Source organism: Allocoleopsis sp., from assembly GCF_036703385.1.
In the GTDB taxonomy this organism is placed as follows: domain Bacteria; phylum Cyanobacteriota; class Cyanobacteriia; order Cyanobacteriales; family Coleofasciculaceae; genus Allocoleopsis.
Window position 1 is genome coordinate 1 of the sequence record NZ_DATNPA010000808.1, and the last position, 26327, is coordinate 26327.

At 45.3% G+C, this 26327-nt stretch carries 23 protein-coding genes and 1 tRNA gene; 19 read left to right on the forward strand and 5 right to left on the reverse strand.

Annotated elements, in window-relative coordinates:
• Positions 1–886: branched-chain amino acid ABC transporter permease (locus tag V6C93_RS37435; RefSeq protein ID WP_333481776.1), on the forward strand; the 886-nt coding region annotated here is incomplete at its 5' end.
• A 50-nt stretch (positions 887–936) separates the two neighbouring features.
• Here the strand turns inward: V6C93_RS37435 and V6C93_RS37440 are convergent.
• Complete coding sequence (locus tag V6C93_RS37440; protein WP_333481777.1) at positions 937–1470, reverse strand: pentapeptide repeat-containing protein; 534 nt, start codon at positions 1468–1470, stop codon at positions 937–939.
• Positions 1471–1716: 246 nt separating this feature from the next.
• Here V6C93_RS37440 and V6C93_RS37445 point away from each other — a divergent pair, with 246 nt between their 5' ends.
• The 7 genes from V6C93_RS37445 (at position 1717) to V6C93_RS37475 (ending at position 9006) form a co-directional block, all read left to right on the forward strand.
• Positions 1717–3831 (forward strand): ATP-binding protein, encoded by a 2115-nt coding sequence (locus tag V6C93_RS37445; RefSeq protein ID WP_333481778.1) that lies wholly within the window; start codon positions 1717–1719, stop codon positions 3829–3831.
• 56 nt (positions 3832–3887) lie between these two features.
• Positions 3888–4286 carry a response regulator gene (locus tag V6C93_RS37450; RefSeq protein ID WP_333481779.1) on the forward strand — a complete coding sequence of 133 codons (399 nt, stop codon included), beginning with the start codon at positions 3888–3890 and terminating at the stop codon, positions 4284–4286.
• 239 nt (positions 4287–4525) lie between these two features.
• On the forward strand, positions 4526–5338 hold the full coding sequence (locus V6C93_RS37455; RefSeq protein WP_333481780.1) for a response regulator: 813 nt from the start codon (positions 4526–4528) through the stop codon (positions 5336–5338).
• Between the two features lie 83 nt (positions 5339–5421).
• Positions 5422–6348 carry a branched-chain amino acid ABC transporter permease gene (locus V6C93_RS37460; RefSeq protein ID WP_333481781.1) on the forward strand — a complete coding sequence of 309 codons (927 nt, stop codon included), beginning with the start codon at positions 5422–5424 and terminating at the stop codon, positions 6346–6348.
• A gap of 53 nt (positions 6349–6401) precedes the next feature.
• A complete protein-coding gene (locus V6C93_RS37465) occupies positions 6402–7196 on the forward strand; it encodes an ABC transporter ATP-binding protein (protein WP_333481782.1) in 795 nt (264 codons plus the stop codon).
• Between the two features lie 95 nt (positions 7197–7291).
• Positions 7292–7993: an ABC transporter ATP-binding protein gene (locus V6C93_RS37470; RefSeq protein ID WP_333481797.1), complete on the forward strand. Its 702-nt coding sequence runs from the start codon at positions 7292–7294 to the stop codon at positions 7991–7993.
• Between the two features lie 311 nt (positions 7994–8304).
• Positions 8305–9006 carry a hypothetical protein gene (locus V6C93_RS37475; protein WP_333481783.1) on the forward strand — a complete coding sequence of 234 codons (702 nt, stop codon included), beginning with the start codon at positions 8305–8307 and terminating at the stop codon, positions 9004–9006.
• A gap of 113 nt (positions 9007–9119) precedes the next feature.
• On the opposite strand, the gene V6C93_RS37480 is transcribed toward V6C93_RS37475, so the two are convergent.
• The 4 genes from V6C93_RS37480 to V6C93_RS37495 all read right to left on the reverse strand — a co-directional run bounded on the left by V6C93_RS37480 (position 9120) and on the right by V6C93_RS37495 (position 13536).
• Positions 9120–9974: a pentapeptide repeat-containing protein gene (locus V6C93_RS37480; protein ID WP_333481784.1), complete on the reverse strand. Its 855-nt coding sequence runs from the start codon at positions 9972–9974 to the stop codon at positions 9120–9122.
• A 775-nt stretch (positions 9975–10749) separates the two neighbouring features.
• Positions 10750–11724 carry a hypothetical protein gene (locus V6C93_RS37485; protein ID WP_333481785.1) on the reverse strand — a complete coding sequence of 325 codons (975 nt, stop codon included), beginning with the start codon at positions 11722–11724 and terminating at the stop codon, positions 10750–10752.
• Between the two features lie 8 nt (positions 11725–11732).
• Positions 11733–12749 (reverse strand): hypothetical protein, encoded by a 1017-nt coding sequence (locus V6C93_RS37490; RefSeq protein WP_333481786.1) that lies wholly within the window; start codon positions 12747–12749, stop codon positions 11733–11735.
• 127 nt (positions 12750–12876) lie between these two features.
• The gene (locus V6C93_RS37495) at positions 12877–13536 is read right to left on the reverse strand and encodes an Npun_F0813 family protein (RefSeq protein ID WP_333481787.1); all 660 of its coding nucleotides are present in this window, start codon (positions 13534–13536) and stop codon (positions 12877–12879) included.
• A 451-nt stretch (positions 13537–13987) separates the two neighbouring features.
• Between V6C93_RS37495 and V6C93_RS37500 the strand changes: the two genes are divergently transcribed.
• The 11 genes from V6C93_RS37500 to V6C93_RS37550 all read left to right on the forward strand — a co-directional run.
• Positions 13988–14060: transfer RNA gene (locus V6C93_RS37500), tRNA-Arg, on the forward strand.
• Positions 14060–14188: a hypothetical protein gene (locus V6C93_RS37505; protein WP_333481788.1), complete on the forward strand. Its 129-nt coding sequence runs from the start codon at positions 14060–14062 to the stop codon at positions 14186–14188. Before V6C93_RS37500 ends, V6C93_RS37505 begins: the two co-directional genes overlap by 1 nt.
• Before the next feature lie 430 nt (positions 14189–14618).
• Complete coding sequence (locus tag V6C93_RS37510) at positions 14619–14900, forward strand: glutaredoxin family protein (protein ID WP_333481789.1); 282 nt, start codon at positions 14619–14621, stop codon at positions 14898–14900.
• A 136-nt stretch (positions 14901–15036) separates the two neighbouring features.
• Positions 15037–16221, forward strand: coding sequence for an IS200/IS605 family element RNA-guided endonuclease TnpB (tnpB, locus tag V6C93_RS37515; protein ID WP_333481790.1), 1185 nt, complete (start codon positions 15037–15039; stop codon positions 16219–16221).
• A gap of 164 nt (positions 16222–16385) precedes the next feature.
• Complete coding sequence (locus V6C93_RS37520) at positions 16386–17888, forward strand: UDP-N-acetylmuramoyl-L-alanyl-D-glutamate--2,6-diaminopimelate ligase (RefSeq protein ID WP_333481791.1); 1503 nt, start codon at positions 16386–16388, stop codon at positions 17886–17888.
• 278 nt (positions 17889–18166) lie between these two features.
• Positions 18167–19669, forward strand: coding sequence for a DICT sensory domain-containing protein (locus V6C93_RS37525; RefSeq protein ID WP_333481792.1), 1503 nt, complete (start codon positions 18167–18169; stop codon positions 19667–19669).
• 294 nt (positions 19670–19963) lie between these two features.
• Positions 19964–20590, forward strand: coding sequence for a hypothetical protein (locus tag V6C93_RS37530; protein WP_333481793.1), 627 nt, complete (start codon positions 19964–19966; stop codon positions 20588–20590).
• A 69-nt stretch (positions 20591–20659) separates the two neighbouring features.
• On the forward strand, positions 20660–22876 hold the full coding sequence (locus tag V6C93_RS37535) for a polysaccharide biosynthesis tyrosine autokinase (protein WP_333481794.1): 2217 nt from the start codon (positions 20660–20662) through the stop codon (positions 22874–22876).
• Between the two features lie 50 nt (positions 22877–22926).
• On the forward strand, positions 22927–24321 hold the full coding sequence (locus V6C93_RS37540) for an oligosaccharide flippase family protein (RefSeq protein ID WP_333481795.1): 1395 nt from the start codon (positions 22927–22929) through the stop codon (positions 24319–24321).
• Positions 24322–24540: 219 nt separating this feature from the next.
• Positions 24541–25863, forward strand: a complete 1323-nt coding sequence (locus V6C93_RS37545; RefSeq protein ID WP_333481796.1) for an O-antigen ligase — start codon at positions 24541–24543, stop codon at positions 25861–25863.
• Between the two features lie 127 nt (positions 25864–25990).
• Positions 25991–26327: Trm112 family protein (locus V6C93_RS37550; RefSeq protein ID WP_414644376.1), on the forward strand; the 337-nt coding region annotated here is incomplete at its 3' end.

The window sequence follows — 26327 nt, forward strand, 5'->3', positions numbered from 1 at the left end:
TTTTGCTTTAGGCTACACGCTGGTTTTCTCAATTCTCGGCATCATCAATTTTGCTCACGGTGCGATTTTTACGTTAGGGGCTTACTTCACCTATAGCCTAGCTGGAGGAGCCTTTGGCTTTAATGGAGTACTGGCTAATGCCTCTTTACCCGTACAACTCCCCTTTGTTCTGGCCTTGTTTGTCGGTAGCCTTTTTGCGGGTCTGTGTGGAGTTTTAGTAGAACGCTTGGCGTTTAAACCTTTACGTGCTAGAGGAGCTGACCCACTCTTAACATTAGTTTCTAGTCTGGGTGCAGCCGTTGTCATTGTAAATTTGATTCAATATTTAGTAGGTGCAGAAATCTATACATTTCCAGCTGATGCCTACGGCAATATACCCGCCGCCATTAATTTTGGGACGGAGGCCAGACCGATTAATGTACGAACCGTTCAAGTGATTATATTTGGTGTTTCTACCTTCATTGTGGTTATTCTGACCTATGTGATTAGTTACACAAAGCTGGGAAAAGCCTTGCAAGCTGTGGCTGAAGATGCAACAACGGCTAGCTTGCTGGGAATTAATACAGAGCGTTTTATTGTGATCACATTCTTTTTGAGCGGGTTTTTGGGCGGTTTGGCAGGAACTCTTGTGGGTTCTAGTGTTAGTATTGCTGGCCCTTACTTTGGAATTACCTACGGACTGAAAGGGTTAGGGGTAATTGTGTTGGGTGGCTTAGGGAATATTCCGGGTGCAGTGGTGGGGGGATTGTTGTTAGGTTTGGCGGAGGCGTTTGTCCCTTCTGATTATTCGGGCTATAAAGATGCGATCGCATTCACTCTATTATTCATCATGCTTATGGTTCGACCCCAAGGATTATTCGGGCGATCGCGCCTGACAAAGGTCTAGTCTAGAAAAGGGCTCTGTTATTCGGCTAAAATCCTAAACTATTATTTTCATCAATGAGGCGTGCGATCGAGTATAGTTACTTCAATCCAATCGACTTCTGTTAAATCAACTCCACTGAGATTGACGGTTTTGAGGCAACCTTGACAAAGCTTTGCTCCCTTAAGATTCACTCGACTCAAATCAGTTCCCTGAAAATTTGCCTCCCTCAAGTTTGCTCCTTGCAGATTCGCTTGACGCAAGAATGCTACTTTGAGATTTGCGAAAGTCAGGTTCGTTTGAGAAAGATTGGCTTTCCGCAAATCAGCAGAGATAAGGTTCGCTCCAGATAAGTCTGCCATTTCTAGATTCGCCTTACGCAGGTCTGCTGAATTACAATTAGCTCTATTTAACTTCGCGTGTGAGAGGTCTGCTTCATACAGATTCGCCTCACACAAATCTGCCTCTATAAAATTTACTTCTTTGAGAGACCAGCCCCGAAAGTCAGCTTGACGTAAATTAGGCTGTATCTCAGGATGCTTTTCTCTCCACTCATTCCAGAGGACTGTTCCCTGCTGGAGCACCGCTAGATGTTCTGTGTTTGCCATCTCCCTAATTGGTTGAGTTTCAACTTTAATCTTCCCTTAAGTATGAACAACATGATTTATACGCCTCTGCTGTTAATCTTGAAAGTAAGAGATGGGAAGCAATCCCCTACTCAGGATGCTTACCAGCTAACGGATTCTATAGCTTATCCTCAAAGGGACTTTTTGCTGTCATTCACGGATATAAAATCATTTTTGGCTAAATCGAGTTAACGGATAAAAATCAAAACTAGAAATCGATATAGAACAATGGTAGACAAAACTCCTGCAAGGCGTCCAAGCAAAGCGGTAACTCAGGAAACGTTGCTACACCGGATGACAAATCGCATTCGGCAATCTCTGGAGTTGCAGGAAATTTTGTCAGCAACTGTGTCAGAAATGCGATCATTTTTGGATACAGACAGAGTTAAGGTTTACCGATTTCAGCCTGACGGCACGGGGCAGGTTATCGCCGAATCGGTCGCTCAAAATCGCTTACCCTCTCTCTTAGGTCTATACTTTCCGGCGGGGGATATTCCACCCCATGCTCGTGAAATGTTTGTTAAAGCGAGAGTGCGTTCCATTATCGATATTCCCACGCAGCGCCTGACCCTAGAGCGACTGGATTGCCCGGAAACAACAGGAGACTTAACGGTTGAGGACGTGTACAACCAAGGCATTGAAGATATCCTTCAGCGTCCGGTCGATCCTTGCCATGTGGAATATTTAACGAAAATAGGAGTGCAATCTTCCGTCGTCATTCCGATTCTGCATCAATACAAGTTATGGGGCTTGTTGGTCTCACACCACGCCCAGCCTAAGGCTTTCTCGCCAGATCAACTCCAGATTGTACAGATTTTAGCCGATCAAGTTGCGATCGCCATCTCCCAGTCTCATCTCCTCTTCCAAGCCCGCGAACGAGCCCGTCAAGAGACTATCATTAATCAAATTTCTACCCTGCTCCATTCCCCCCTGAAAATTTCGGACATTCTGCAAATTGCTTTAGAAACAGTCGTCAAAGCCATCAAAGGTTCGGGTGGCAGACTTTATGTAAGTTCCTCCGCAACGCGCTCAGATGTTGAACTCTACACCTATGGAGCACAGCCAATCCTATCCGAAGGCAACCAAACCCTGTTAGAGGATTATCCCTTTTGGCAGCAGGTGATGACTTGTGAAAGCCGATTCCCTCAACCCTGTAATGTCGCTGATTATTGGAGAAACTTAATCCTGAGTGAGGAGGAGGCTGTCAGGCTACGCAGCAATGCTGTTTCCCAAGTCCGAACTCTTAACGATATTTACCAAGAGCCTCAGTTGCTGGAGGTTGTACCTGTCTTTCGTCCTACCCGAATCCGCAGTTTGCTAGCCATGCCACTCATATATGGTGAGCAGTGTTTAGGAATCTTAAGTATTTTTCGAGACGAGATTGATACCGATATCCTGTGGGCTGGACGATTTGACCCAGATGAGCGACAAGATAGAGTCAGAAGTTCCTTTGAGGTTTGGCGAGAACTCAAATTGGGTCAAACTAGCGAGTGGACGGATGAAGAAATTGAAATATGCAGTTCAATCGGAACCCATCTGACGATGGCCGTCCTGCAAAATCGGCTCTACCAATGCGAATATCAGCAGCGTGTACTCGTGGAGATGCGCAATCAGGAGCTCAACAAAGCTCGTACTGTTGCCGAAGAAGCATCCCGTCTGAAATCAGACTTTTTATCCTCTACCAGTCACGAATTACGCACCCCTCTAGCTGCAACACTGAACTATCTAAAACTCCTCAAGGAAGGCTTTTACGATAATGAAGAAGAACTAAAAGAATATATTAGCGTCGCCTATAATTCAGCCGAAAATCTTGTTGATATTATCAACGATGTCTTAGATATTGCCAAAATAGAAGCAGGTCGCATGACTCTCAATCCAGAATTCATTCATTTGTCGCTTCTGTTGGAAGAGCAACAAAACTTATTCAGGCTTGAAAGTCGTCAAAAGGAGATTATCCTCGTCATTGAGTGCAAAGTGGAGAGAGTCTATACTGACCTGATGAAGCTGAGACAAGTTTTGACCAATCTCCTCTCCAATGCCTTTAAATTCACTCCAAGTGGTGAGATTCGGTTGGAGGTTGTACCCGAGACAATCGCTAATAACCATTGGGTAAAAATTTCAGTTGCCGATACAGGGATTGGTATCGAGGCGGCTAAACAAGATATTTTATTTGAGCCTTTTGTGCAGGCAGATGGTTCAGTTAAGCGACGGTATGGAGGAACCGGATTGGGTTTAACCGTTTGCAAGCGCTTGGTAGAACTGATGGGAGGTCAGATTGCGCTCTACAGTCCTGGCAAAGGAAAGGGGACAACGGTGACATTTACTCTACCGCAGCGCTGTTAAGAGGTAATTAATAATCACCATAAAGCTACCCATTCTCCATTCCTCATTTCCTGACTATGAAGATTTTACTTGTAGATGATGATTATCTATTAGCCAAAGCAACAGCTAAGTTAATTGAGCGCCTTGGCGGTCATCAAGTGTTCATTACCGATGAGCCAGTCACAATTTTCCAAGAATGTCAGACTGGAAACGTAGACCTTGTGCTGATGGATGTCAATCTGCCAGGAGCCTGCTGGAACGACGAAGAGATTAGCGGTGCAGACCTCGCTCGTTCTCTCAAAACTGACCCGCTGACTGCCCATATTCCAATTATTTTGCTCACTGCTTACGCCATGTTAAGTGAGCAAGAAAAGCTTTTACAAGCTTCTCAAGCTGATAAATTGTTAACCAAGCCCATTACAGATTATAACGTCTTTTTAGGATTGATAACCCGACTCTGGGAAGCCAGCCGGTAGCCACAGCCGGAATAAAAATGTAACAATTTGAATCTGAGGGTTTAAACTCTATCCTAAATTTCTAATTGATTAGCCACTTTATCCTTTACATAGCTTTGCATAATTGCATTGTGTTGATTTATGTAAGCTTACTTTAAGTTAGACGTTACAAAGTTATGATTTATAAATCAAATTTACAAAGCTTTTCAGTCGCTTTGAGTATGAGCGTTAAATTGAGTTCACATTGAGGTCATTAAGTCATGTACAAAATTGCTGTAGTGGATGATGACGAACATTGGTGTTTAGAGGTTCAGAGCTTCTTTCAAAAAAGTTTTGAAGTTACCTCATTTACAGGGATTCCATATTCTTTACATGAATTAGTCGATTATGATTTAGTCATTGTCTATTCCTCGTTGAAGCCGGAGAAAGGCTATGGAAAAAATAGTCACGGATTTGAAATAATTCGTTTTTTAAAAACACACGTTCCGAACTCGCCTTTGCTAGTAATCGCCTCAGACTCTCTGAGCAAAAGTGAAGTTAATATAGGAAGAAAAGCTTTCCCAGAAGCGGATGCTTTTTTTGCCAAAGATGCTGGGCTAGAAGAACTTTTGCAACAAACATTACAGTTACTAAACTCAAAGCATAAGAAGTTGTTTCAACAGTCAAACCAAGCGGTTACCGATATTAAAGCCATGTATACAATGGCTGTAGTCGATGATGATAAACATTGGTGCTTTACTATTGATCGTTTTTTTAGAAATGAGTTTGAAGTTTACAGTTTTCCGACAGCCGCCGATTTTTTAAAACAGTCTTTTGAATTTGACTTAGTGATTGTAGATTATTCGATTCCTCCTCTTGACTATGAAGATTATGTAGAAAGTCGTGAACTAATTCATTATTTAAAGAAATTGCGTTATCCTCCTTTAGTTCTTCTGGTTTCGGGATATGTGAGCAAAAATGACTCGGCGTTAGCGAAAAATATTTGTCCAGAAGCTGATGGTTTTTGTGCTAAAGATGCTGGTCTAGACGAACTTTCACGGACAATAAAAGACCTCCTTTCTTGCAAGAAATAATGATGGCGATAGAGACATAATTTTATTAAATTTTAGTTCAGAAACAACAAAAAACTGGCTAAGAGGAGCAAAAAAAAGACTAAATGTCAGATTTTATTAATAACTACGGCTTCTTAATCGTTTCGATGATTTTTGGTGCAATTTTAGGGCTTTCGGTGTATTTACCACTGATGGCAGGACAGCTGTCTTTAGCAACGCCGGGATTCTATGCTCTGGGGGGATATATCGCCGCCATTCTCTCAACTCAGGTCTTTAAGTTTACAGGGAATCTCTTTCCTGTTCCTTTCTTATTGTTAGAAATGCTGCTAGCAGGTTTAGTGTCGGCGGTACTCGCGATCGCACTAGGAATTCCTGTTCTCCGATTGCGGGGAATTTATTTAGCCATTGCTACCATTGCGTTCGTCGAAATCTTAAGAGTTCTCGCTCTCAACTTGGAGATTACAGGTGGTGCAGTAGGCATTTTTGCCATTCCACAACCCTTTCAAACTCAGATTGAGTATTTGTGGATTGCCTTACCTCTGTTGATTATAAGTATGCTCTTTCTCTACCGTCTAGAACGCATCCGAGTCGGTCGCGCCTTGAGCGCAATTCGTGAAGATGAACTGGCAGCAGATGCAATGGGAATTAACCCAACTCATTATAAAGTCCTGTCTTTTACTTTAGGAGCCGTTTTAGCCGGGTTAGTTGGAGCCGTGAGCGCTCATTTCTTGAATACCTGGAATGCTCGTCAAGGAACGTTTGATGCTAGTATTATCTACTTAGCGTTTGTATTGATTGGTGGGTCTAGAACCTTTGTTGGGCCAGTCTTAGGAGGCATCGTGCTGACAGCTTTACCAGAAGCATTGAGAGCAATGGCAGGAATCGGAAATTTACCGACTTGGCTAGCAAACTTTCTTCGTGATGGTCGTTTAATTATCTTTGGACTATTAATTGTAATCGGTAGTGTCTTCTATCCTCAAGGTATTATTACTCCAGACCTATTAAAGCGTTTAAAGCCAGTAAAACGATAACCACAATAACCATTTTTAAAGCCCAAAATCCAAAATCCAAAATCCAAAATCGAATGACCGACGAGCCGAAGGTAGATAAAAAAATAAAACCGATTTTAGAGGTGAGAAAGATAACTCGCCGTTTTGGTGGCCTTGTAGCGGTGAATAAAGTTTCTTTCACAGTTCAAAAAAATGAGATATTTGGTTTGATTGGACCCAATGGTGCTGGCAAAACAACTCTGTTTAATTTGATTACGGGTTTAATGCCGTCTTCAGAGGGTCAGCTGATTTACGAAGGGGAAGAGATTACCAAACTTCGCCCCTGTCGAATCGCAGCAAAAGGTATCGCCCGTACCTTTCAAAATCTGCGCCTATTTGGGAATCTGTCAGCGTTGGAAAATGTGGCGATCGCGCATCACATTCACAATAAAACGGGTTTAATCAAAGGTATATTGGGATTACCCCCAGCCCTCGCTGAAGAACAGAAAACCTTCGCTCAAGCCTTAGAATTATTGGAATTAGTGGGGCTCGCCGAGCGATCGCAGGAAAAAGCTTGCAACTTCCCTTACGGTGACCAAAGACGCTTAGAAATTGCCCGTGCCTTAGCCCTAAAGCCAAAACTTCTGCTCTTGGACGAACCCGCCGCAGGCATGAACCCTCATGAAAAGGGTGCCTTAAGTGAATTAATCCGGCAAATCCGCGATACCTTCAACTTAACCGTACTCCTGATCGAGCATCATGTACCGTTAGTGATGGGATTATGCGATCGCATTGCTGTTTTAGACTTTGGTCAGTTGATTGCTTTAGGTGAACCGGAGGCTGTGAAAAACGACCCAGCCGTCATTGAAGCGTATTTAGGGGATGAGTGATCAGGGCGAGTCATGTGGGAAACTGACTAAGCCTGATCTGCACATGTTTGCGGGAAAAAGAACTATCCCAGAACTTTTGACAAATGACAAAACCACTGCTTGAGGTCAAAAACCTATACGTTAATTACGGTGCTATTAAAGCTCTAATCGATATCAATCTAGTGGTCAACGAAGGTGAGATCGTAACCTTAATTGGTGCCAATGGCGCAGGCAAAAGTACGACCCTCAGAGCTATTTCCCGGTTAGTTAATCCTGTTAAGGGTCAAATTGTCTATAAAGGCCAAGATATCATGCGGCTTCGCCCCGATCGCATGGTCAGTCTGGGAATTGCCCACAGCCCTGAAGGACGCCGAGTATTGGCACGGCAAACTGTTTTGACGAATCTAGAATTAGGGGCGTACACTCGCTCTGATCGCTTGGGCATCAAAGCTGATATTGAACGTCAGTTTCTCATCTTCCCACGATTAGGAGAACGTCGCCATCAACTGGCTGGAACTCTCAGCGGTGGAGAACAGCAAATGTTAGCGATCGCGCGTGCCGTTATGAGTCGTCCTAAACTCTTGCTTCTCGATGAACCGAGTTTAGGATTAGCCCCCCAAATTGTTCGGGAAATCTTTTCTGTCATTCGCCAGCTTCACGAGGAGGAAGTCACTATTTTACTCGTAGAACAAAACGCCCGCCTCGCTTTAGATAATGCTCATAGAGGCTATGTTCTTGAAGCTGGACAACTGACTCTTACAGGTAATGCCTCCGAGCTAATTAATGATGAGAGGGTCAAAAAAGCTTATTTAGGCTAAACTCATATCTCTAAATAGAAAATTCTCAAGAAAAAGCCCTCTCAGAGCTTCCAGATGAGAGGGCACCTCAGTAGTCCAAATGCTTACAAATAAAAAGATACTGAGGAAGTGTGAATAATTTGTGAACCAATGACGATACTTACTACACTTACTCCCTTGCAGTGAACTTAATTGACCTTTAGCGCGTCATTACTCCCAATCATCCAAATAGCAGTAGCAGCATATCGCGATCGCATCAAGCACACCCGTAAAGGCGCTCAGAACTTGCTGAACCGATTGCGGCAAAATCATTGGAGTAAAGGAGTAATAAGATGTCCAAATTAGCTAAAAGTCTACCCATCTTGGGGTCTGTTGTTGTCTTGGGATACCTCAACACTAACCTCGTAACTCGTGCAATATCTCCGGTCAACAAACCCTCTTCTGCCTCTGCACCCTCCACCCAAGCGCAAAAACCTAATACGCTGTCAGACACGCAGGTCATTCCGGGAGTACGAGTTGGCCCAGTCACTCGCAATACAACTCGCCAAGACTTAGCTAAACGGTTTGGTGCAGCCCGCCTTAAAGATCAGCCCATTAACATCGGTGAGGGAGAGACGGAACCGGGCACCCGCGTAGAGTTGGGTTCAAAGCGTTCCTTCAGTGTCGTGTGGACGGATTCCACTCGCAGTAAAGCGAAAGAAATTCGTTACTTAGGTTCTGACTGGCGGACTCCGCAGGGTATTGGAGTTGGTACCTCTTTGGCTCAATTGCAGCAGAAGCTAGGTACATTTAAACTTTATGGATTTGCCTGGGACTACGGAGGCACAGTTTTGTTGGAAGGGACTAAGTTAGCTCAGTATGATCAGAAGCTGATTTTGCGACTGCGAATTGCACCCGATGCGGCTCGGAAATCACCCAATGATTTTAAAGCCGTGATGGGCGAACGCCAATTTTCTTCCAATAATCCCCACTTGCGATCGCTCAAACCTGAAGTAGGAGAAATGATTGTACAATTAGCTCCTAATCGTGAGTGAGCACTGAGTTGGAGAAGTTAGCAGCTTTCACCTTTGCACCCAAATTCAGGTACTGAGTTAGACCACTGTAATCGTACTGGCAATTGTGGCGCGTATTGAATTACGTCAGCGTTTCACATAGCTAAGTACAAAAAGCGCTCATTAGACTCCGGCAGAATAGCACCACCAAGCTCCATATCCTCAAAGTCAATGCCATTAAGCCTTGCTTCACTCAGATTTGCCCCACTTAAATCTGCCTTTTTCAAAATAGCCCACGTTAAGTTGGCCTGCTCTAGAGACGCTTTTGTCAGGTTAGCTCCAGTTAAGTCTGCTCCTTTAAGATTGGCCCCGAACAGATGGGCTTCACTCAAATTAGCCCGTGTCAAGTTAGTTCCTTCCAAGTTAGCGTGATTCAATTTTGCTTCTCTAAGGTTTACTCCTTCTAAATCAGCGCCACCGAGATCGACCTCTTTCAAAAAAGCTTTACTTAAGTTGACACCATTTAATGAAGCTCCATACAGCTTTGCTCCAACCAGCCTTGCCTCGGATAAATTTGCCCAATTGAAATTTACACCACTAAGATTTGTATCTCGCAGATTAGTTCTTTGTAAATCTGCTGCTGAGACGTTGGCACCCCACAGGTTAGCCCGTCTCAGATTGGCTCCGTTAAGATTAGCTCCACTGAGCTTGGCTCCCGGAAGTTTTGACTTCACCATGAAGGCTCCACTAAAGTTAGCTTTCGTCAGTTCAGTCTCCACAAGCTTGGCTTCGCTCATCTTGGCAAAGCTTAGATTAGCCCAGTTCAGTTGAGCACCACTCAAATCTGACTTGGTGAGAAACGCTCGACTCAAATTCGCGCCTCTCAAGTTAGCTCCTGTTAGGTTGACTCCAATCAGAGTGACTCCCCTTAAGTCTGCTCCGCAGAGATCGGCTCCCGAAAAATCTCTAGTTCCTTGCTCATAAAGGTGGAGCAGATATCTCACTTTCATAGTGTAGACACTCCAATAACAATGCTTTCACCTGAACTCTTCAAGCGAATTTTATTACCAACTTCAATCACCATATCAGTTGTAGCTCATTATTAGCCTTAGAGAAGCCGGATTGGTTTTTTAAACTTTATTATCGAAAGATGGGAATAAGGCGATTAATTCTACATTTCCTTTTTGGATCTTATCAATTTAGCCCGATTCTCTTATCAAGATTAAATAAATCTTTGCTAAAATTGAACTAATATTATGTTTACCCTAGCTTTCCTAATATCATCTTCATGAAACTCAATTAATATTACTTCCTGGATGTTGAAAAATTTATTTAAAAAAATGGCCTAACTGAGCAGGAGCCGGGGATGCTTACAGACGTTAAAGGGCACTCGTCAAAAAACTTTAAAATAAAGACTTAAGCGATAAGTAAATATACTCTTCCGTTTTCAGCAATTTACCCCTAAATTTACTCTTTCTCTTATTAAAGTTTATTCGCTGATATTATCTACACTAGCAAACGCAAACAGGCATACAGTACATCTCTCTAAGAGAGCTGGAAGGCAGTCAAACGTCGCGCTGCCGCAGCTGAGTACATCTTGCTATGTAAAAACAACGGTACGACATTCATCTAGTCCATAAACAACCCTCTTGGTTATCAACTAGAGAAATCCCGAACCCCATTAAGGCTTTGCTGTACTTAGGGGTTAGTAGTCCAAGAGCGATCGCCATCTGGGGTGCTACCCTTTGGGCGATCGCTCCTTTCTCAACAAACCTCTACTCTTGCTCAACCTTGTGGCTGAGTCGGGAGTAGGGAATAGACCTGACCATCAATTAACAGTCGGGTAATTCCCTTAGCTTGCAGATGAGAGCGAGTCTTCTGAAGCATCCGACTATCGGGTACTTTAATCACTCGCTGAGAACGATTAGAAAAACGCCGTGCAACTTTGTGGTTATCAAAGATCGGTAGCGTTTTCTCCTGAATTTCTTCCGCAGGAATCTGGCCTAAGTCGCTAAACTCTTTAAGGGGTCGAGCAATTAACTCCGCCGCTCGGTCTACGACCAGATAGCAGGTTCTGGGCAGGGAGGCTTCCGAAAGGGGTAAGACTTGAATCTTAACACCCCTTCCGGTAAGAGAGGTTTTTAATAGTTTCTGGCTGTGTTCATCTCCTACATCATCTTCCCAGTCCTCATCTAAATCCTCATCTAGGTCATCATCCTCGTCATCTAAATCCATCAAGTCGCTATCCAGCAACTCCCCGAAACCGTTAGATTCTGCCTGCTCAATTTCATCGAGCAGCTCTTCCGGCTCTTCAGGCTGATTTTCCTGAATAGTTGTGGGAAGATCTAGCGGCAATTCGGTCTGTATAGCCATTTCCTCCGTATCTTCTGAGTCAGGTACGGAGGAACGTCTACGTCGCCGACGCCCGTCGATAGGATTTAAAACTCTTGGTTGAGTATCTAAATCTAGCGATCGCGGCTTCGGGAGTTGAATTTTAGGTGCTGATTCAACCTCAATCTCTAGGGGTGGCTCTGTCGTTTGGATAATAGGCGAAGAGGCACTACCTGGAGTGCGATTTAATCGCTTTTGCTGAATCAGATCTTCGTATTCGGCCTCTAATAGGTTGCTTTTCAGGATGCGGCTGATGGTTGAGTTACTCACGCCATAGCGCACCGCCAGAGTTGAGGTTGTCTCTTCTGGGTATCGATACAGGTTTAAGATGTCGCTTTTGTCGGCATCAGATAGTTTTCTTGGACTCATATCTTAAGTTAAGCTCGCTTACGCGCACTACGGCGAGAGCGGCTTGATACGTCATATTCTAGAGCAGCGCCTATGGCAAACAGTACACCACTAAATACAAAAAAGACTTCTAGTAGACCACCACTTTGCAATGATATCTCTGTAGCCGCTTCATATTTGAAGTACATATCCGCAATATAGAGACAAAGCGTTGCCGCCGCAATCATCCGCCAAGATTGGGCGAAACGCCCGCCCCAGAAGGCTAATAAGAGAGTTGAGGCAATAATCAGGAGGAAGACGTCGCCAACGATGTAGAAGAAATTCACATATCGAGAGAGTGGGTTGAGGGATTCTTGGATTGTCATGGCCCAAGCCGGGGGTCGATTTTTTGAACTTAGAGAAGGCTTTTCTGGAGATGGTGATTCTGAGGCAGACTGGCTGGTTTGCTCTGACGGGGACGTTGATCCAGTTACGGTCTGTTCAGTAGCGTTAGACGGGGAAACCGCATCCGCTGCCTCTGATGCAGGATTGGGTGTGGCAAGCAAAACCCAAACCGCTAAAGCAATCCCTATAGCTGCGATCGCTCCTACGGTTACCCACTGCCACACCTCTAAATTCAAACGCCTAGGAAGAACGGCTAAAACCATACCCCAGCTGAGAAACAGATAGAACGTGATGTAAAACAAATCTGCCGGTGACACATCAGCGCTAAGACGAAAATAGAGTTCCCACACCGCCAATATTAAGTTACCAATAAACCAAGAGAGCATTCCCAGTCCAATCCCTAGCCAGACATTCCGTCCGCTAGCAATCTGAGGGCTACGCCAGTTTCTGTAACAGAGTACAGCCGCCCCTAAAAAGGGCAGAGTTTCCAGAATATAGGTACCAGTCAAGTACCATAACGGACTCTCTTGCCCAGGCGGTGTAATACCAAACAGCAGAAAGAACAATAGCGATATTACGGCCCATGCGATTCCTCCATAGACGATCTTCTGACCGCTTAGGGAGGATGGAGTACCCGATGACTTTTCTACAGAGCTGCTCATAAGACTTTCACCCTTATCACTCACAAGGGAAATCCCCAAAAGCCAATGTTATACCTTACAGGATGGCGTAGCCGTTTTAGGTTTTGATAACCTAGCCATAATACGTTGATTTAACCTTCTTTCTAGCTTATCGCCATAGCTTACCGAGTGGAGATGATTTGAGCCATTCAAGAAACTGAGCCAGATCGGCGGCTGGCATGTCTTGCAATATATCCCTCACTCCTTCCGCAAAGTTGGTATTTCCAAAATATTCCTTGCCCAGACGATAGAGTTCCTGTAATAGAGTAATCAGATGATGTTCCTCCCAAGGAGGTACCTGTAGGGCTGTCAGCGGCTCTAGGGTGAGTAGGTGTTTGACAGCGGTCGGAGAGTCAGCTTGAGGGAAGTGCCACTGCCGGAAGACTTCGGTAATATCTTTCTGAAACAATGCCGCTTGCCTGCCTCCCAGAAGGTCTTCTATATCCATGTAAACGGTTTGCAATAGTAATAGGCAGGCTTGGGTGAAGGGGACAATTTTCGCGTCAGGACTAGCTTCAGTTCCTAGTTGTTCTAGGCGAATTTTCCCCCAAACGCTGTATCGTTCAGGCTCTTCTAACAAGACACAGACTTTGCCCCGATTATCCGTGAGGTCTCGCCAGAAGGCTTTTGCCTCTTCTGCTTGATTAGCACTAAAGACGCTAATCAAGCGAAAAGATTGCCCCTGATAATTGAGAATTGGGATTTGTTGGTCCCGCTTCGGGTGCTGAAGAGAAGAGATTTCAACATCCTGCCTTTTCAGAATAAACATGACATTGGTAAATGACTCTTGACCGGTCCGGCGGGTGCTGGGGGGACGCACTGTAATACCCAAGCAACCATCTTTACTCCAGAATGCTTATAGTGAGGGTTTAACTGAGCTGCGATAGACACGAAAGCGCCTTGACCGAGAGGCTTATCCCTTGGAGTCGTACCGCTACCGATACAAGCACCTGACCATATATATATGGTTTATAGTGTACCTTGCTCGTCAAGCAGCTTGTTGCGCTTTTGTGCAAGGGTTGAGCATCTCGGCTTGCCATCACTAGCGTTGCACGGATACAATGCTTGATACGATAAAAGGTTAGTGTCTTAAATAGACTATCATTTGTTCTGAGCCTGGAGCTATCCGAATCTCAAAGCAACCTTCTGCTGAGAGCGGGACTATTCAGGTAAACCAGACAAAGTCTATGTTTGCGGTTTATTCTGTATGATCAATTTATGCTCTCGTAGCTCAGGGGATAGAGCAAGGGATTTCTAATCCCTTGGTCGTAGGTTCGAATCCTACCGAGGGCGTGATTCACGCAAAAGCAAGCTTTCAAGAAGGTGAAGCCTTGGCACAGACAACGGTGGAGTTCACCCAGCTATTGTGCCGCCAATATTTAGTATCAGGCAGCCTTACTCGGCGATCGCTCCTCCTCTAGACTAGTACTCTAGATATTGTTGAGTATCCAAGTCTGGAACCCAGCTTGCTACGGGCATGGCCGCAACATCAACAATTGGCAAATCGAGTAAGCGAGTTTGAAAGTCGGTGCAGTCATAGCCCCGTAGAGCCGATCCGTAGCCACTTAGAAAAACCTAGCTAGATAGACTCCCTAGGAACGGTCGAAAAGCTAGATAAAAGTTCTATGGAATCCCCCCTTTTCTAAAGGAGGGGAGGGTTCAACAAGCCAAAATGTCTCTTGGATGGGCGGCATCGAAGCGCTGGTTGAGTTCCGCTAAATCAAAATTGGGAGGTTGAACCGATGCATCTGTCGATTGAGTCATAATAACTTTCGCGTCCATTTTTTGAAGAATGTTCAATCCAGTCGCTTTTAACCTACCAATAGACCTATAGAATTGTGGAGAAAATTAATGCAATTAATTCTTTATAGTAAGCCCGGTTGCCACCTCTGTGAAGGACTACAACAAAAGCTAGAACAGATTCAAGGTTTGAACTTTAAGCTAGAAGTGCGAGATATTACGACGCGTGAAGATTGGTTTCACACTTACCAGTATGAGATACCAGTTTTATGTCGAGGCCATGCTGGGAAGGAAGAACCACTGCCTCGTCCTTCGCCTCGCACGACGGTACAGCAGTTGGAACGAATGTTACAAAAATATTTATCTGATTCGCCGGGAAGACCCCAAATGTAGCGAATGCGGAACTTGGGGATGTTAGCGAAGCGGGGCGTTAGCCCAAGGCGGTCAATTGCGCTCGGAAGGGTTACGACGCAATTGACAAACTATCTGGATTTATCTAGAATCAAGTAAATAGATAAAATAGTAGTTAATGGCAAATAAAGGCTACAAATTTCGGCTGTACCCAACAAAGAGCCAAGAAAAATACCTAGCTAAGTGTTTTGGGTGCAGCCGTTTTGTGTACAACCATTTTTTGCGGTTAATTACTGATGCTTATGCTGAATCCAAGAAGCACCTAAAGTATACTGACACAGCTAAATTGCTCACTCTCTTGAAGAAGGATGAAAAGTATTCCTGGTTGACAGAGGTCAACAGTCAGTCCCTACAACAGACACTTAAAGATTTAGAGTCAGCATTTAGTCGCTTTTTCAAAAAGCTAGGAAGCTTCCCTGTATTTAAGAAAAGGCGTAATCGTCAATCGTTTCGCATTCCACAACATTGGACTATGACTCCTGATGGAATGCTAAAACTTCCCAAGATGCTGCCTATTAAGATGGTGCAGCATCGAGCAATGGAAGGAACACCAAGTAGCGTCACTATTAGCAAAACTCCTACTGGCAAGTATTACGCATCCATCCAGGTTGAATATGACCACAAGGAGGCTCCGCTTAATGGTGGGAAGATTGGCGCTGACCTAGGGTTGAAGCATTTTTTGATTACAAGTGAAGGGAGGAAATATCCTAATCCCAGGTTCTACAAGCGTGCGTTAAAGCGTTTGAAGCGGTTGCAGCGTTCCTTGTCTCGCAAAGTCAAGGGGTCAAACAACCGCAATAAACAACGACTACTTGTCGCCTTAGCGCACGAGAAAGTAGTCAACCAGCGTCGAGATATGCAACATAAACTCTCTCTACAGTTAACGTGCGAAAACCAAGTTGTGGCTGTAGAAGACTTGCATATTAAGGGGATGGTTAAGAACCACAAACTAGCACAAGCTATTACCGATGCTGGTTGGGGTCAATTTCTGACGATGTTGGAATACAAGGGGAAACTCTATGGCTGCGAAATTTGTAAGCTAGACAGATTTTTCCCTAGCTCTAAGCGTTGTTCTAAGTGTGGATACATTCACGAGAATCTGACGTTAGACATTAGAGAGTGGACTTGCCCAGAATGTGGTACTCACCACGACCGAGACATCAACGCATCGACCAACATTCTGATATTTTCTGACCCACAAATACGGCAGGAATTGCCGGAATCTACGCCCAAAGAGCCTGTTGAAAGGCAGGGATACCAAGGGGGTTACTCCTTGGGCTTGGGAAGCCCCAAGGGCCGCTAGCGGCCCTTGAGGTAATTCACTGGTAGATGAGGCAAAATAGGCGCAGAAACAGGAACAGCAAGGGAGAAAGGGATAAGAGTAGACAATCTCGATCCAACGTCCTTAATTGCTAGTCCCCAGTCCCCAATCCCTATTTCCTTTCTTTGTGAGGAGCAAGATTTGAGATGAAGTTACGCGAGTTATTAGCGGAGATTCCTAACATTGTGCAAATGCCTAACCATCCAGCGCTTGAGGCTGAGGTGAAGGGACTCTCGACAAATTCTCATGCCTGCAAGGCGGGAGATTTATTTATTGGGATGCCAGGAACACGGGTTGATGGGGGAGAGTTTTGGGAAAGTGCGATCGCATCCGGTGCGATCGCCGCCCTGATTTCTCCTCAAGCCGCTGAAAAATCCCCTCATCCAGAAGAAAAAGGGACAAGCGCTTGTGTGATTGTCGCTTCGGATATGACCTCGGCTTGTGCCGAGGCGGCGGCGGCCTTCTACGACTACCCCACACGGCAGCTAAAAGTCATTGGTGTGACTGGCACCAACGGCAAAACTACAACAACCCATCTCATTGAATTTCTCCTAACCCATGCGCAGTTGCCTACAGCGCTTCTGGGCACACTTTATACTCGCTGGCCTGGTTTCCAGCAAACAGCGGTTCATACGACACCTTTTGCAGTGGAACTGCAACAACAACTCCAGTCGGCAGTTGAGGCGGGTTGTCAGATGGGTGTGATGGAAGTCAGTTCTCACGCCCTAGCCCAAGGTCGAGTAATGGGTTGCTCCTTTGAGGTAGGGGTATTTACCAATCTTACTCAAGACCATTTAGACTTCCACCGGGACATGGAAGATTACTTCGCTGCAAAAGCGCTTCTGTTTAATTCCGATTATCTCAAGGGACGGGCGATTATTAATATTGATGACCCTTATGGGAAGCGGTTAGTACAACAGTTGGATGCAGAGCAGGTCTGGTCTTACAGTGTTCACGATACCTCAGCTGATTTGTGGACAAGTGACCTAATTTATGAGCCGACTGGGGTCAGTGGTATCCTGCATACGCCTGCGGGTGAGGCTCCTTTCCGTTCACCCTTGGTGGGTCAGTACAATTTGTCCAATTGGCTGGCAGCGGTAGGGGCGGTTTTAGATCTGGGTTTGCAGTTAGAAACGGTAGTGGAGGCACTTCCTCAATTTATGGGTGTCCCCGGACGGATGGAACGGGTGCAAATTAAGCCGGAACAGGACGTGAGTGTGATTGTGGATTATGCTCACACGCCGGATAGTTTGGAGAATTTACTCAAGGCGTCGCGACCCTTTATTCAGGGCAAGATGATTTGTGTGTTTGGATGTGGGGGCGATCGCGATCGCACAAAGCGCCCGAAAATGGGTAAAATTGCAGCCGAACTTGCAGATGTGGCGGTTGTGACCTCCGATAATCCCCGGACGGAAGACCCCGAGAAAATTTTACAAGATATATTGGAGGGCATTCCGTCGTCAGTGGAACCGATGGTATTTAGCGATCGCGCCACGGCAATTCGTACTGCTATCTTGCAAGCTCAACCGGGAGACGGTGTTTTAATTGCAGGTAAAGGTCACGAAGACTATCAAATTCTTGGCACTGAAAAAATTCACTTTGATGACCGAGAGCAAGCACGAGAGGCTCTCACTGAGCGATTAGCCTAGTCAAAGACTGTCAAACTTAAAGGGAGTCAGGAATAGGGAATGGGGAGTAGTCCAGAGAAAATCCGTTTGACTTTTGACACTGAGATTGAAAAACAGTCATGGCTCAACAGAGCCTAACTATTATTAGTGCGTAATTCGTAATTATGTTTTGGATGGGGATGCGAGACCTCATCCAAAAGGAAAAGGGGACGACTTGAGACGTTCGGGTCTCTAACCCATCTTGAATTACGGATTACGCATCAATAATGAGTAATTATGATGACCGATGACTAACAGCAATGAACCTACCCTCATCTCAAGGTTTATCTTTCTATCAACTGGCTCTAGATTCACTTGAAGCTCCCCAGACTCTTAGAGTCAGTCCCGATATACTTCATTCACTGCTAGGAGCGCTGATAGATGTACTAATTGAGGGAAAAATCCCGGCGACACTTTGGGTGAAGCTACCGCCAGCAGAAATTTGGTTGACAGAACTCAAGCGATATCAGCAGCAAGTTAACGCTTCAAACAAAATTTTTTTGTGCAACTGGCTTAGGGAGGATTTAGTAGAGGTTAGGGATGGGGTGGAGCAGGCGACTAATGTCAAAGAAGATAGTCAATTTTTCTCCATTCAACTAGCAATCGGCCCTCAGCTAGGACAAGAGTACTTTTTGTTAGTTCTCTCTGAGCAGATTAGTGGTTTAATCGTAGCTTGCCAGACCTATCAGTCTGAGTCCTCTACGGCGGCTCGATGGCATCCAACTCAACCACTTTCAGCTATTTTTACCTTTGAACCCCGAGTGATTCACCGAGTATTCGAGGGTATAAAAGAGGCGATCGCTGTGGATGATTCGCTCTCTGAGGAGATACTAGAGTTGTGGGAAACTCGCCTTCCCCAAGGTGGCGCTTCTGACGAAAAGGAAATACTAACCCAGCTTTTAGTCAAGCAATTACAGCACACTGAGGCAATTCTCCACCCGCCTATCCCTAGCGATTTAAGCCTACAGGATGCGGTTAACCTTAACGCTACAACAAAGCTAACACCGGTTTTAGACCCTACCCTAACGACGCCACCACCACCGGATAATTGCTTACGCGACAAAGATGAGCTTCTAAAGCGAGTAATTCAGGAATTACGGACACCATTGACGAGTATGAAAACGGCGCTGAAGTTGTTGGATGCAGTGCAACTCAAGCCAATTCAGCGTCAACGCTACATACAGTTACTGAATACAGAGTGCGATCGCCAAAATTCTCTGATGACGGGTTTTCTAGAGTTAGTTCAGCTGGAGAGCGAACCTCAACCCAGTATAATGCCGTCAGTACAACTGGCAGACATAGTTCCCGGCGTGGTTAGCACCTATCAGGCGATCGCACAAGAAAAAGGTATCCGGCTTGACTATACAATTCCCTCTGATCTTCCCTCTGTCTCCTGTTTGGACACTTGGCTTCGACAAATCCTGATCAATCTGCTGCACAACAGTCTCAAGTTTACTCCGGCTGGCGGTCAAGTTACAGTACAAGCAACGCTTCAGGGCGAATATATCCAGCTAGCCTTTGACGATACAGGTATTGGTCTTGCCACTCATGAAATACCCATAATTTTCGACATTTTTTACCGAGGACGCTCAACCATTAGCGAAAACACAGGCGCAGGTTTAGGTTTAACCATTGTGCAGCATTTATTACTACGCTGTGGGGGTTCGATTTCAGTGACAAGTCGGTTAGGTGAAGGTTCTAGTTTCAAAGTACTGCTACTTGTTGCCTCTCCTACTGCCCCTTTGTGCCAAGGACGGAAGTAGACGGTTGAGTCAGAATAAATACGCTCTTACTTTTATTTCTTTAGATAGATGATATATAATTTTACCCACTAAAATAATTCCCCGTGTGAAGTTTTTATGAAAAAGGTAGAAAAATTGATGGAGCTTCCGTAAAATTCAGGTGATTTTGATTTACTTATGTATGCTTCATCCTTATTGTGTAACTTCTATAAGTGGTTATATGCAGGTAGATTTATATTTACTTGTGCAAGCTTAACCCTAAAAAAGTACTTCTAAGGAGATTTATCAGCCTCAGACTTTTGTTACAACAGCGGCTTGCCAGCATCTACTATGAAGTGTCTTCAGTTACGGTCTAAGGTTGACGGTATTGTCAGCAGTGATGAGTTCAGAGCCGACAAAGGCTACCTAGTCAAAGCTCAACAGAAATCTCTGCTGCATCTGTGGCGTCACATTAAGCAAGTAGCTAACTTGGGCCACGGCAACAATTCTGAGCGTGGACAAGTGTTCTGGGAGTTGATTGATAAAGCTTTTGTCCATCATCCTCAGTGGCGCTTAAGTGCAAATGAAGCAGCCTATCGAGTGTGGACAAACGAGTTTAATTTCTGTCTCAAGCCTAACCTACAGAGGTGGACAGCGCAAGCGGGATATGAAGCAGACAGATGCCTGCGTTCCCGGCACGACAAAATCCAGCAGTGGTGGTATTTCTTTGAATATCCGGAAGTTCCTTCGTTCAATAACGTGGCAGAGCCTGAGGCGTGCCGCTTAGCGCATTGTGTCTCATTGTGTCTAGCCGTGACTAAGCAGCAGGCGCACAGGGGATCGCGCTCAATGAATCAATTTGCTCAAACAGCAGACTTGCTGAGTGTAGTACAGACCAGTCGGCTACAGGGAAGGTGGGTGCTGGAGTTTTTCCAGGAAGTCTCGATGGCGAAGGCAGGGTAGAAGTCTCTACTCTCCCCCTTAGCTCAACTCGGTACCTGAATCCTTAGTACCCTATTACAGGAGTTTTTTATGGAATCTAAACATTACGCCGAAGATATAGATTTTCAAAAGTACTGGCTTATTTTAAGACGACATTGGCTACCCGGTACGACGGCCTTTGTGGTGATTTTTGTGCTCGCAACCAGCTTGGCGTTCTTGAAAAAGCCCACCTATTCAGCCCTAGGAAGGCTTTTGATTAAGAAGACCAATCCAACATCTGGCTTAGTAACAGAGGCATCAGCAAAAATAGGACAGTTAGAATCCTTAAATTTCATGAATACGCCTCTGGATACAGAAGCGGAGGTAATTCGTTCCATCCCCCTGATCCAAAAGACCATAGATACCTTAAAACTAAAAGACAAACAGGGGAACCCTCTAAAACCTGAGGACTTCCTAAAACAACTCACAGCAAAAGGTATCAAAGGAACCGATATATTGGAAGTTTCTTTTAAAAGCAAGTCTCCACAGGAAGCGGCAAAGGTCGTCAACACACTCATCGATCTCTATAAACGGAACAATATCCTTAGTAATCGAGCGGAGGCCGTTGCAGCTCGCCAATTTATCACCCAGCAGCTACCCGCCAGTGAGAGTACTGTGCGTCAAGCAGAAGCGAATCTGCGTATCTTTAGAGAAAAGAACAACGTAGTCGCACTAGAAGAAGAAGCCAACACCGCTGTGAAGGTGATTGCGGAGCTAGACCAGAAACTAGACCAAACTCGAAGTGAGCTTGAAGGTGTAACGGCTCGGGTCGCAGAACTCCAGAGAAAGACAGGTCTCAATTCAGGGCAAGCTATGGCTATGAACTCCCTGACTCAGTCTCTTGGGGTTCAGGAAGCGATCGTAGAAGTCCACAAGCTAGAAGATAAGCTGGCTGCTGAGCAAAGCCGCTTCCGAGACCAAAACCCTGAAATCGTTAACCTGAAGCTCGATTTAAACGCCAAAAAAGCACTACTACGGGAGCGGATCACGCAGGTTCTTGGCCGTGGACAGCAAGTTCCCGGCACGAATTTGCAGATGGGGGAGCAAAAACAAAAACTGATCGCAGACCTAGTGAATGCCGAGGTGGAACGCCAAGATTTGGCGAACCAAGTCACTTACCTCTATCAGGCTCGGTCTGCCTACAAACAACGGGTTAATGTCATACCCCGATTGCAACAGGGTCAGCGGGATTTACAGCGGCAAGTGGAAGCCGCTCAATCTTCCTATCAAGCTCTCTTAAAAAATCTCCAAGAAGTACGGATTGCAGAAAATCAAAATGTGGGTAACGCCAGCGTGCTGGCCTATGCCAGCGTGGCAGACAAGCCTGTTGGTCCTAAGAAAAAGCTACTCCTAGCCGCAGGTCTTGTGGGGGGTAGCATGTTTTACGTAGTCGTTACTTTCCTTCTAGACATAAGAGATCCATCGATCAAAACAGCAAAACAGGTACGGGAGTTATATGGGTATACCTGGCTAGGAATGATTCCTAATTCAAAGAGAAAAGGGTTCTTTCATAGCCGAAAACAAGACGAGTTTGTGCCGCCACTTCCCGTTAGAGATGCTCCTCAGGCGGTAAGTTCTCAAGCGTACCGGATGCTACAGGCTAACTTAAAATTTCTGAGTCCCGATAAAGAACTAAAAGTCGTTGTAGTAACCAGTTCGGTTTCCAAAGAGGGCAAGTCTACTGTCTCTGCTAATTTGGCTGTAGCTATGGCTCAATTGGGTCACCGAGTCTTGTTGATCGATGCGGATTTGCATCATCCGATGCAGCATCATATATGGCACTTAGCTAATGCGGTAGGATTGAGCGATGTCATCGTGAATCGGGCTGAATTTGGCATCGCGGTGAGAGAAGTGATGGATAAGTTAGATGTCCTTCCCTCGGGAGTGATACCTCCCAATCCGTTGGCTCTGCTTGACTCCAAGCGGATGAATTCATTAATTGAAGAGTTTTCTCAGACCTATGATTTTGTAATACTTGATACACCTCCTCTGATCTTGGCGGCTGATGCCCTAAGTTTGAGCAAAATGACTGATGGTGTTTTATTGGTAGCTCGACCAGGTACTCTTGATCGAGTCAGCGCTACCGCTGCCAAGGAATTTTTGGTGCAATCAGGACAGAAAGTTTTAGGTCTAGTGATCAATGGTGTAAAAGTTGAAAACGAACCTGATAGTTACTTCCACCATGCCAAGTCCTACTACCAAGAAGACTTAACAACCTCGAAAGAGGTCACGACATCTCAGACGGAAAAAATTTCTAACCGCTCTTAAGTTGATATGAAAGGTTATCCCCGTATTATTACCTACGTCAGGGGACAAGTATGAGCCTAAAGACTCAAGTCCTCCGTGGAGGAACCTACCTCGTACTTCGTCAGGGGCTAGGGGTGATCATTAGCTTTGTGGGCGTGCTGCTACTCACCCGGATTATCGGTCCGGAACAATACGGCCTTTACGCAGCTGCCACAGCTATATTTCTGTATCTTCAGATTCTCAGTCAGTTGGGAATCGAGGTTTATCTCGTGCGGCGGGAAGGGGAAGAGCAATTAAAGGTCTACAACCAAGCTTTCACCCTTTTGCTTCTGCAAGCGATCGCAGGAATGCTCTTAGCTTTCCTAGCACTTCCCCTCATAGAAAAGTGGGTGCGCCTAGAAGGCTTTCGCTCTGTAGCCCAAGTCTTGTTTCTGGGACTGCCAGTCGTTCTGTTGAATCAGGTACCGATGGCTCGGCTGGAGCGGAACCTAGACTACAAGCGCGTCGCGATGATTGAGCTTCTCGGTCAGCTGCTCTGCTATCTCGTCGCCTTCCCAATGGCCTTCAAGGGAGCTGGAGTATGGGCACTGGTGGCAGGATGGTGGGTTCAGCAGCTTCAATCTCTAGTTCTCCTCTACTGGAACGCAAACTACCGACCTCGGTTCTCCTGGGATCTGAATTTAATCAAGCAAATGCTTAGCTACAGCATGGGTTTCTCCGCCTCAATTTGGGTCTGGCAGTTACGTACCCTGATCAACCCCCTGCTAGTAGGTCGGTACGCTGGAGCTGAGGCAGTGGGGTACGTGGCCTTAGCCATCCGCCTGATAGAGATTCTCAGTTTCGTGAAGATTGCGACATGGCGAATTTCTATCGCTACCCTAGCCCGCTTGCAGGGGAACCGAGAGCGACTACTCAATGCTGTAAGCGAGGGTATGGGTCTTCAGATCTTAGCCTTGGGGCCTCTCTTAGCCGTAGTCAGTTGGATTGGGCCCTGGCTTATTCCTCTCGTGTTCGGTTCCCGTTGGCTTCCAGTGGTAGAGGTCTATCCTTTTATTGCCTTGAGCTATCTGAGCAACTCCATGTTTAACATGCATTCCTCGACGCTCTACGTGCTGCAACGAAACTGGGAAGTTACAGCCTTTCACGTCGTACATATGATCCTTTTTGCAGGAGCAGCCTTCTTGCTGTTACCCCGCTTGGGGTTGTTGGGATATGGCTGGGCTGAAGTGGTGGCTTTGGTGAGTTATGTCGTAATCCACATCTACCTCCTGCGTAACATTGGCAATCCAGACTATCGATTGGCTGGCTTGTGGTGGGGTGCATGTGGACTAGCTTTGTTTGCTTACCAGCTAGGATGGTGGGCTGGTGTGGGCTTAGTAGCGGTAGCATTGTTACCAGAAACACACCAAAAGCTAAGAGATTACCTGAAAAGCCTAAGGGGAGTAAAGCCTGAAGGAACATCGTAAAATTAGGCACCATGAACTGCGTTCACAACGTTACATGCAGCATTCTCCGCAGGAGTAAGAATGAAAATCCTTACTCTCCTGACTTCTACCTCCTGACTCCTGGCTCCTATTTTCATTCACAGCATCATGCTCAACAACTACAACACCGTGAGCCAGAAGAACGGGAAGTTGTAAACAACTATTTATCCTCGGTTGCATTACTAGAGAGACTCCAGATAAATGCTAGAGCCTTTACCACCGCGTAAATTAGTTAACCCACTCTTACACTTTGCTGAAGAAAGATTCGCAGTTTTTGCCCTGCTACTTTTTTCAGGGGTCTTGACTTGTTCAAGCTATTACAACGTATCGGAGGGTGTTGGAGGATATGGTTTTTATGTCTCTTCTGTGTTTGACCGTATTACGTCGGTTTTGGAGTATGGGGTTTATGCAGCTACCATTTTCCTGATTCTTGCGCGTTTCAAAACTGTTATTCGTCCGGCGATGAGAGACCCGTTCTTATGGGCTTTAGTAGGACTTATTGTCCTTTCTTTTATTTGGTCTGATTTCCCGGATGCGTCGAAGAAAGCGGGTCAATATGTGTTTTTCACAACCTTGTTTGGGCTGTACTTTAGTTCACGCTTTACCTTGGAAGAGCAACTACGGATAGTGGCGTGGGCGTTGCTCCTAGGCGCAGCATTTAGCTTAGTGTATACCCTGGCGTTTCGGGGGGCTGGCATAGAACAAGGAACTCATTCGGGAGCATGGCGCGGACCTTTAATACACAAAAACCACTTTGGTCGTCTTATGGTTTTATCTGCGCTAGCTAGTTTACTGGCTGCTTTCAACAGTAGTAAATACCGTTACCTTCTATGGATGGGCTGTGGCCTTTCGGTTGCTATGCTTGCGCTGTCAGCTTCAGGGACTGGTCGAGGTAACCTTTTACTCCTTCTCATTCTCTTGCCTTTCTATAGCGCTTTGCGGTGGACTGACTCCCTGGCTATTCCCTTCTTTATCACTGTGATATCAGTGGGTGGAAGTGTAGCTATGTGGTTTCTGAGTGGTTGGGATGACGTGATGTTTAGTTTAGGAAAAGATCCTACCCTCAGCGGTCGTACTTTTATTTGGGATGCTGTCATAGAAAGATTGTGGCAGCGTCCTTGGTTAGGCTATGGATATCATGGATTCTGGGACGAAAAAGGGGAGTCTATCTATGTTTTTCGTGCCGTTCACTACATAGTGTACCAGGCTCACAATGGTTTTTTAAACACAGCGATCGAGCTTGGTTTAGTAGGGCTGTTCTTTTTTGTGGCTAGTATTGTTTTCACCTACATACGGGCAATCAAATGGGTGCGATCGGGTAAAACATCAGCCGAGCTATGGCCAATAACATACATAACGTTCTTACTTTTGTATAACTACACCGAAACGACAACGGTAGAGCAAAGGTCTCTATTTTGGGTATTGTTTGTTGCCATAAGCCTCTCTTTAAAACGTGTAAAGTGGGTAAAAATTGGAGAAAAAAGCGAAATTATAGAAAAGCCAGGCTTAGTCGAACAGCTCTAGAAAGCTTCGCTATTCGTCTAATTCACACATCTGTGTACCCTTCTCTCTAGTATTCGTGCTTATTAGGATGAACCAATCTGTCAGCTTAACTGATTTACAATCCAAATTCATGGCAGAGAATAAGTCTATGAATATTCAAGTAAAACTTCCTAAAAGTGTGCATCAAAGGCTTTGCTGTCCAGTTTGCAGGTCAAAATTGGCATTGACTAATGAGCAATTTGAATGCACAAATCCACCCTGCGCAACTTATTTCCCTGTAGTTGAGGGCATACCTATTTTAATCAACGAATCTGCCAGTGTTTTTTCTGTTAATGACTTTCTCAACTATGAAAGTACAACCTTTAACCTAAAGCCAAAATCGAAAATAAAACAGGTTTTGGAAAATTTAATACCCAGAACTGATATTAATGTAAAGAGTGAAACGAATTATAAAAGGTTTGCAGAGCTTATCCAGAAGCAGAGTG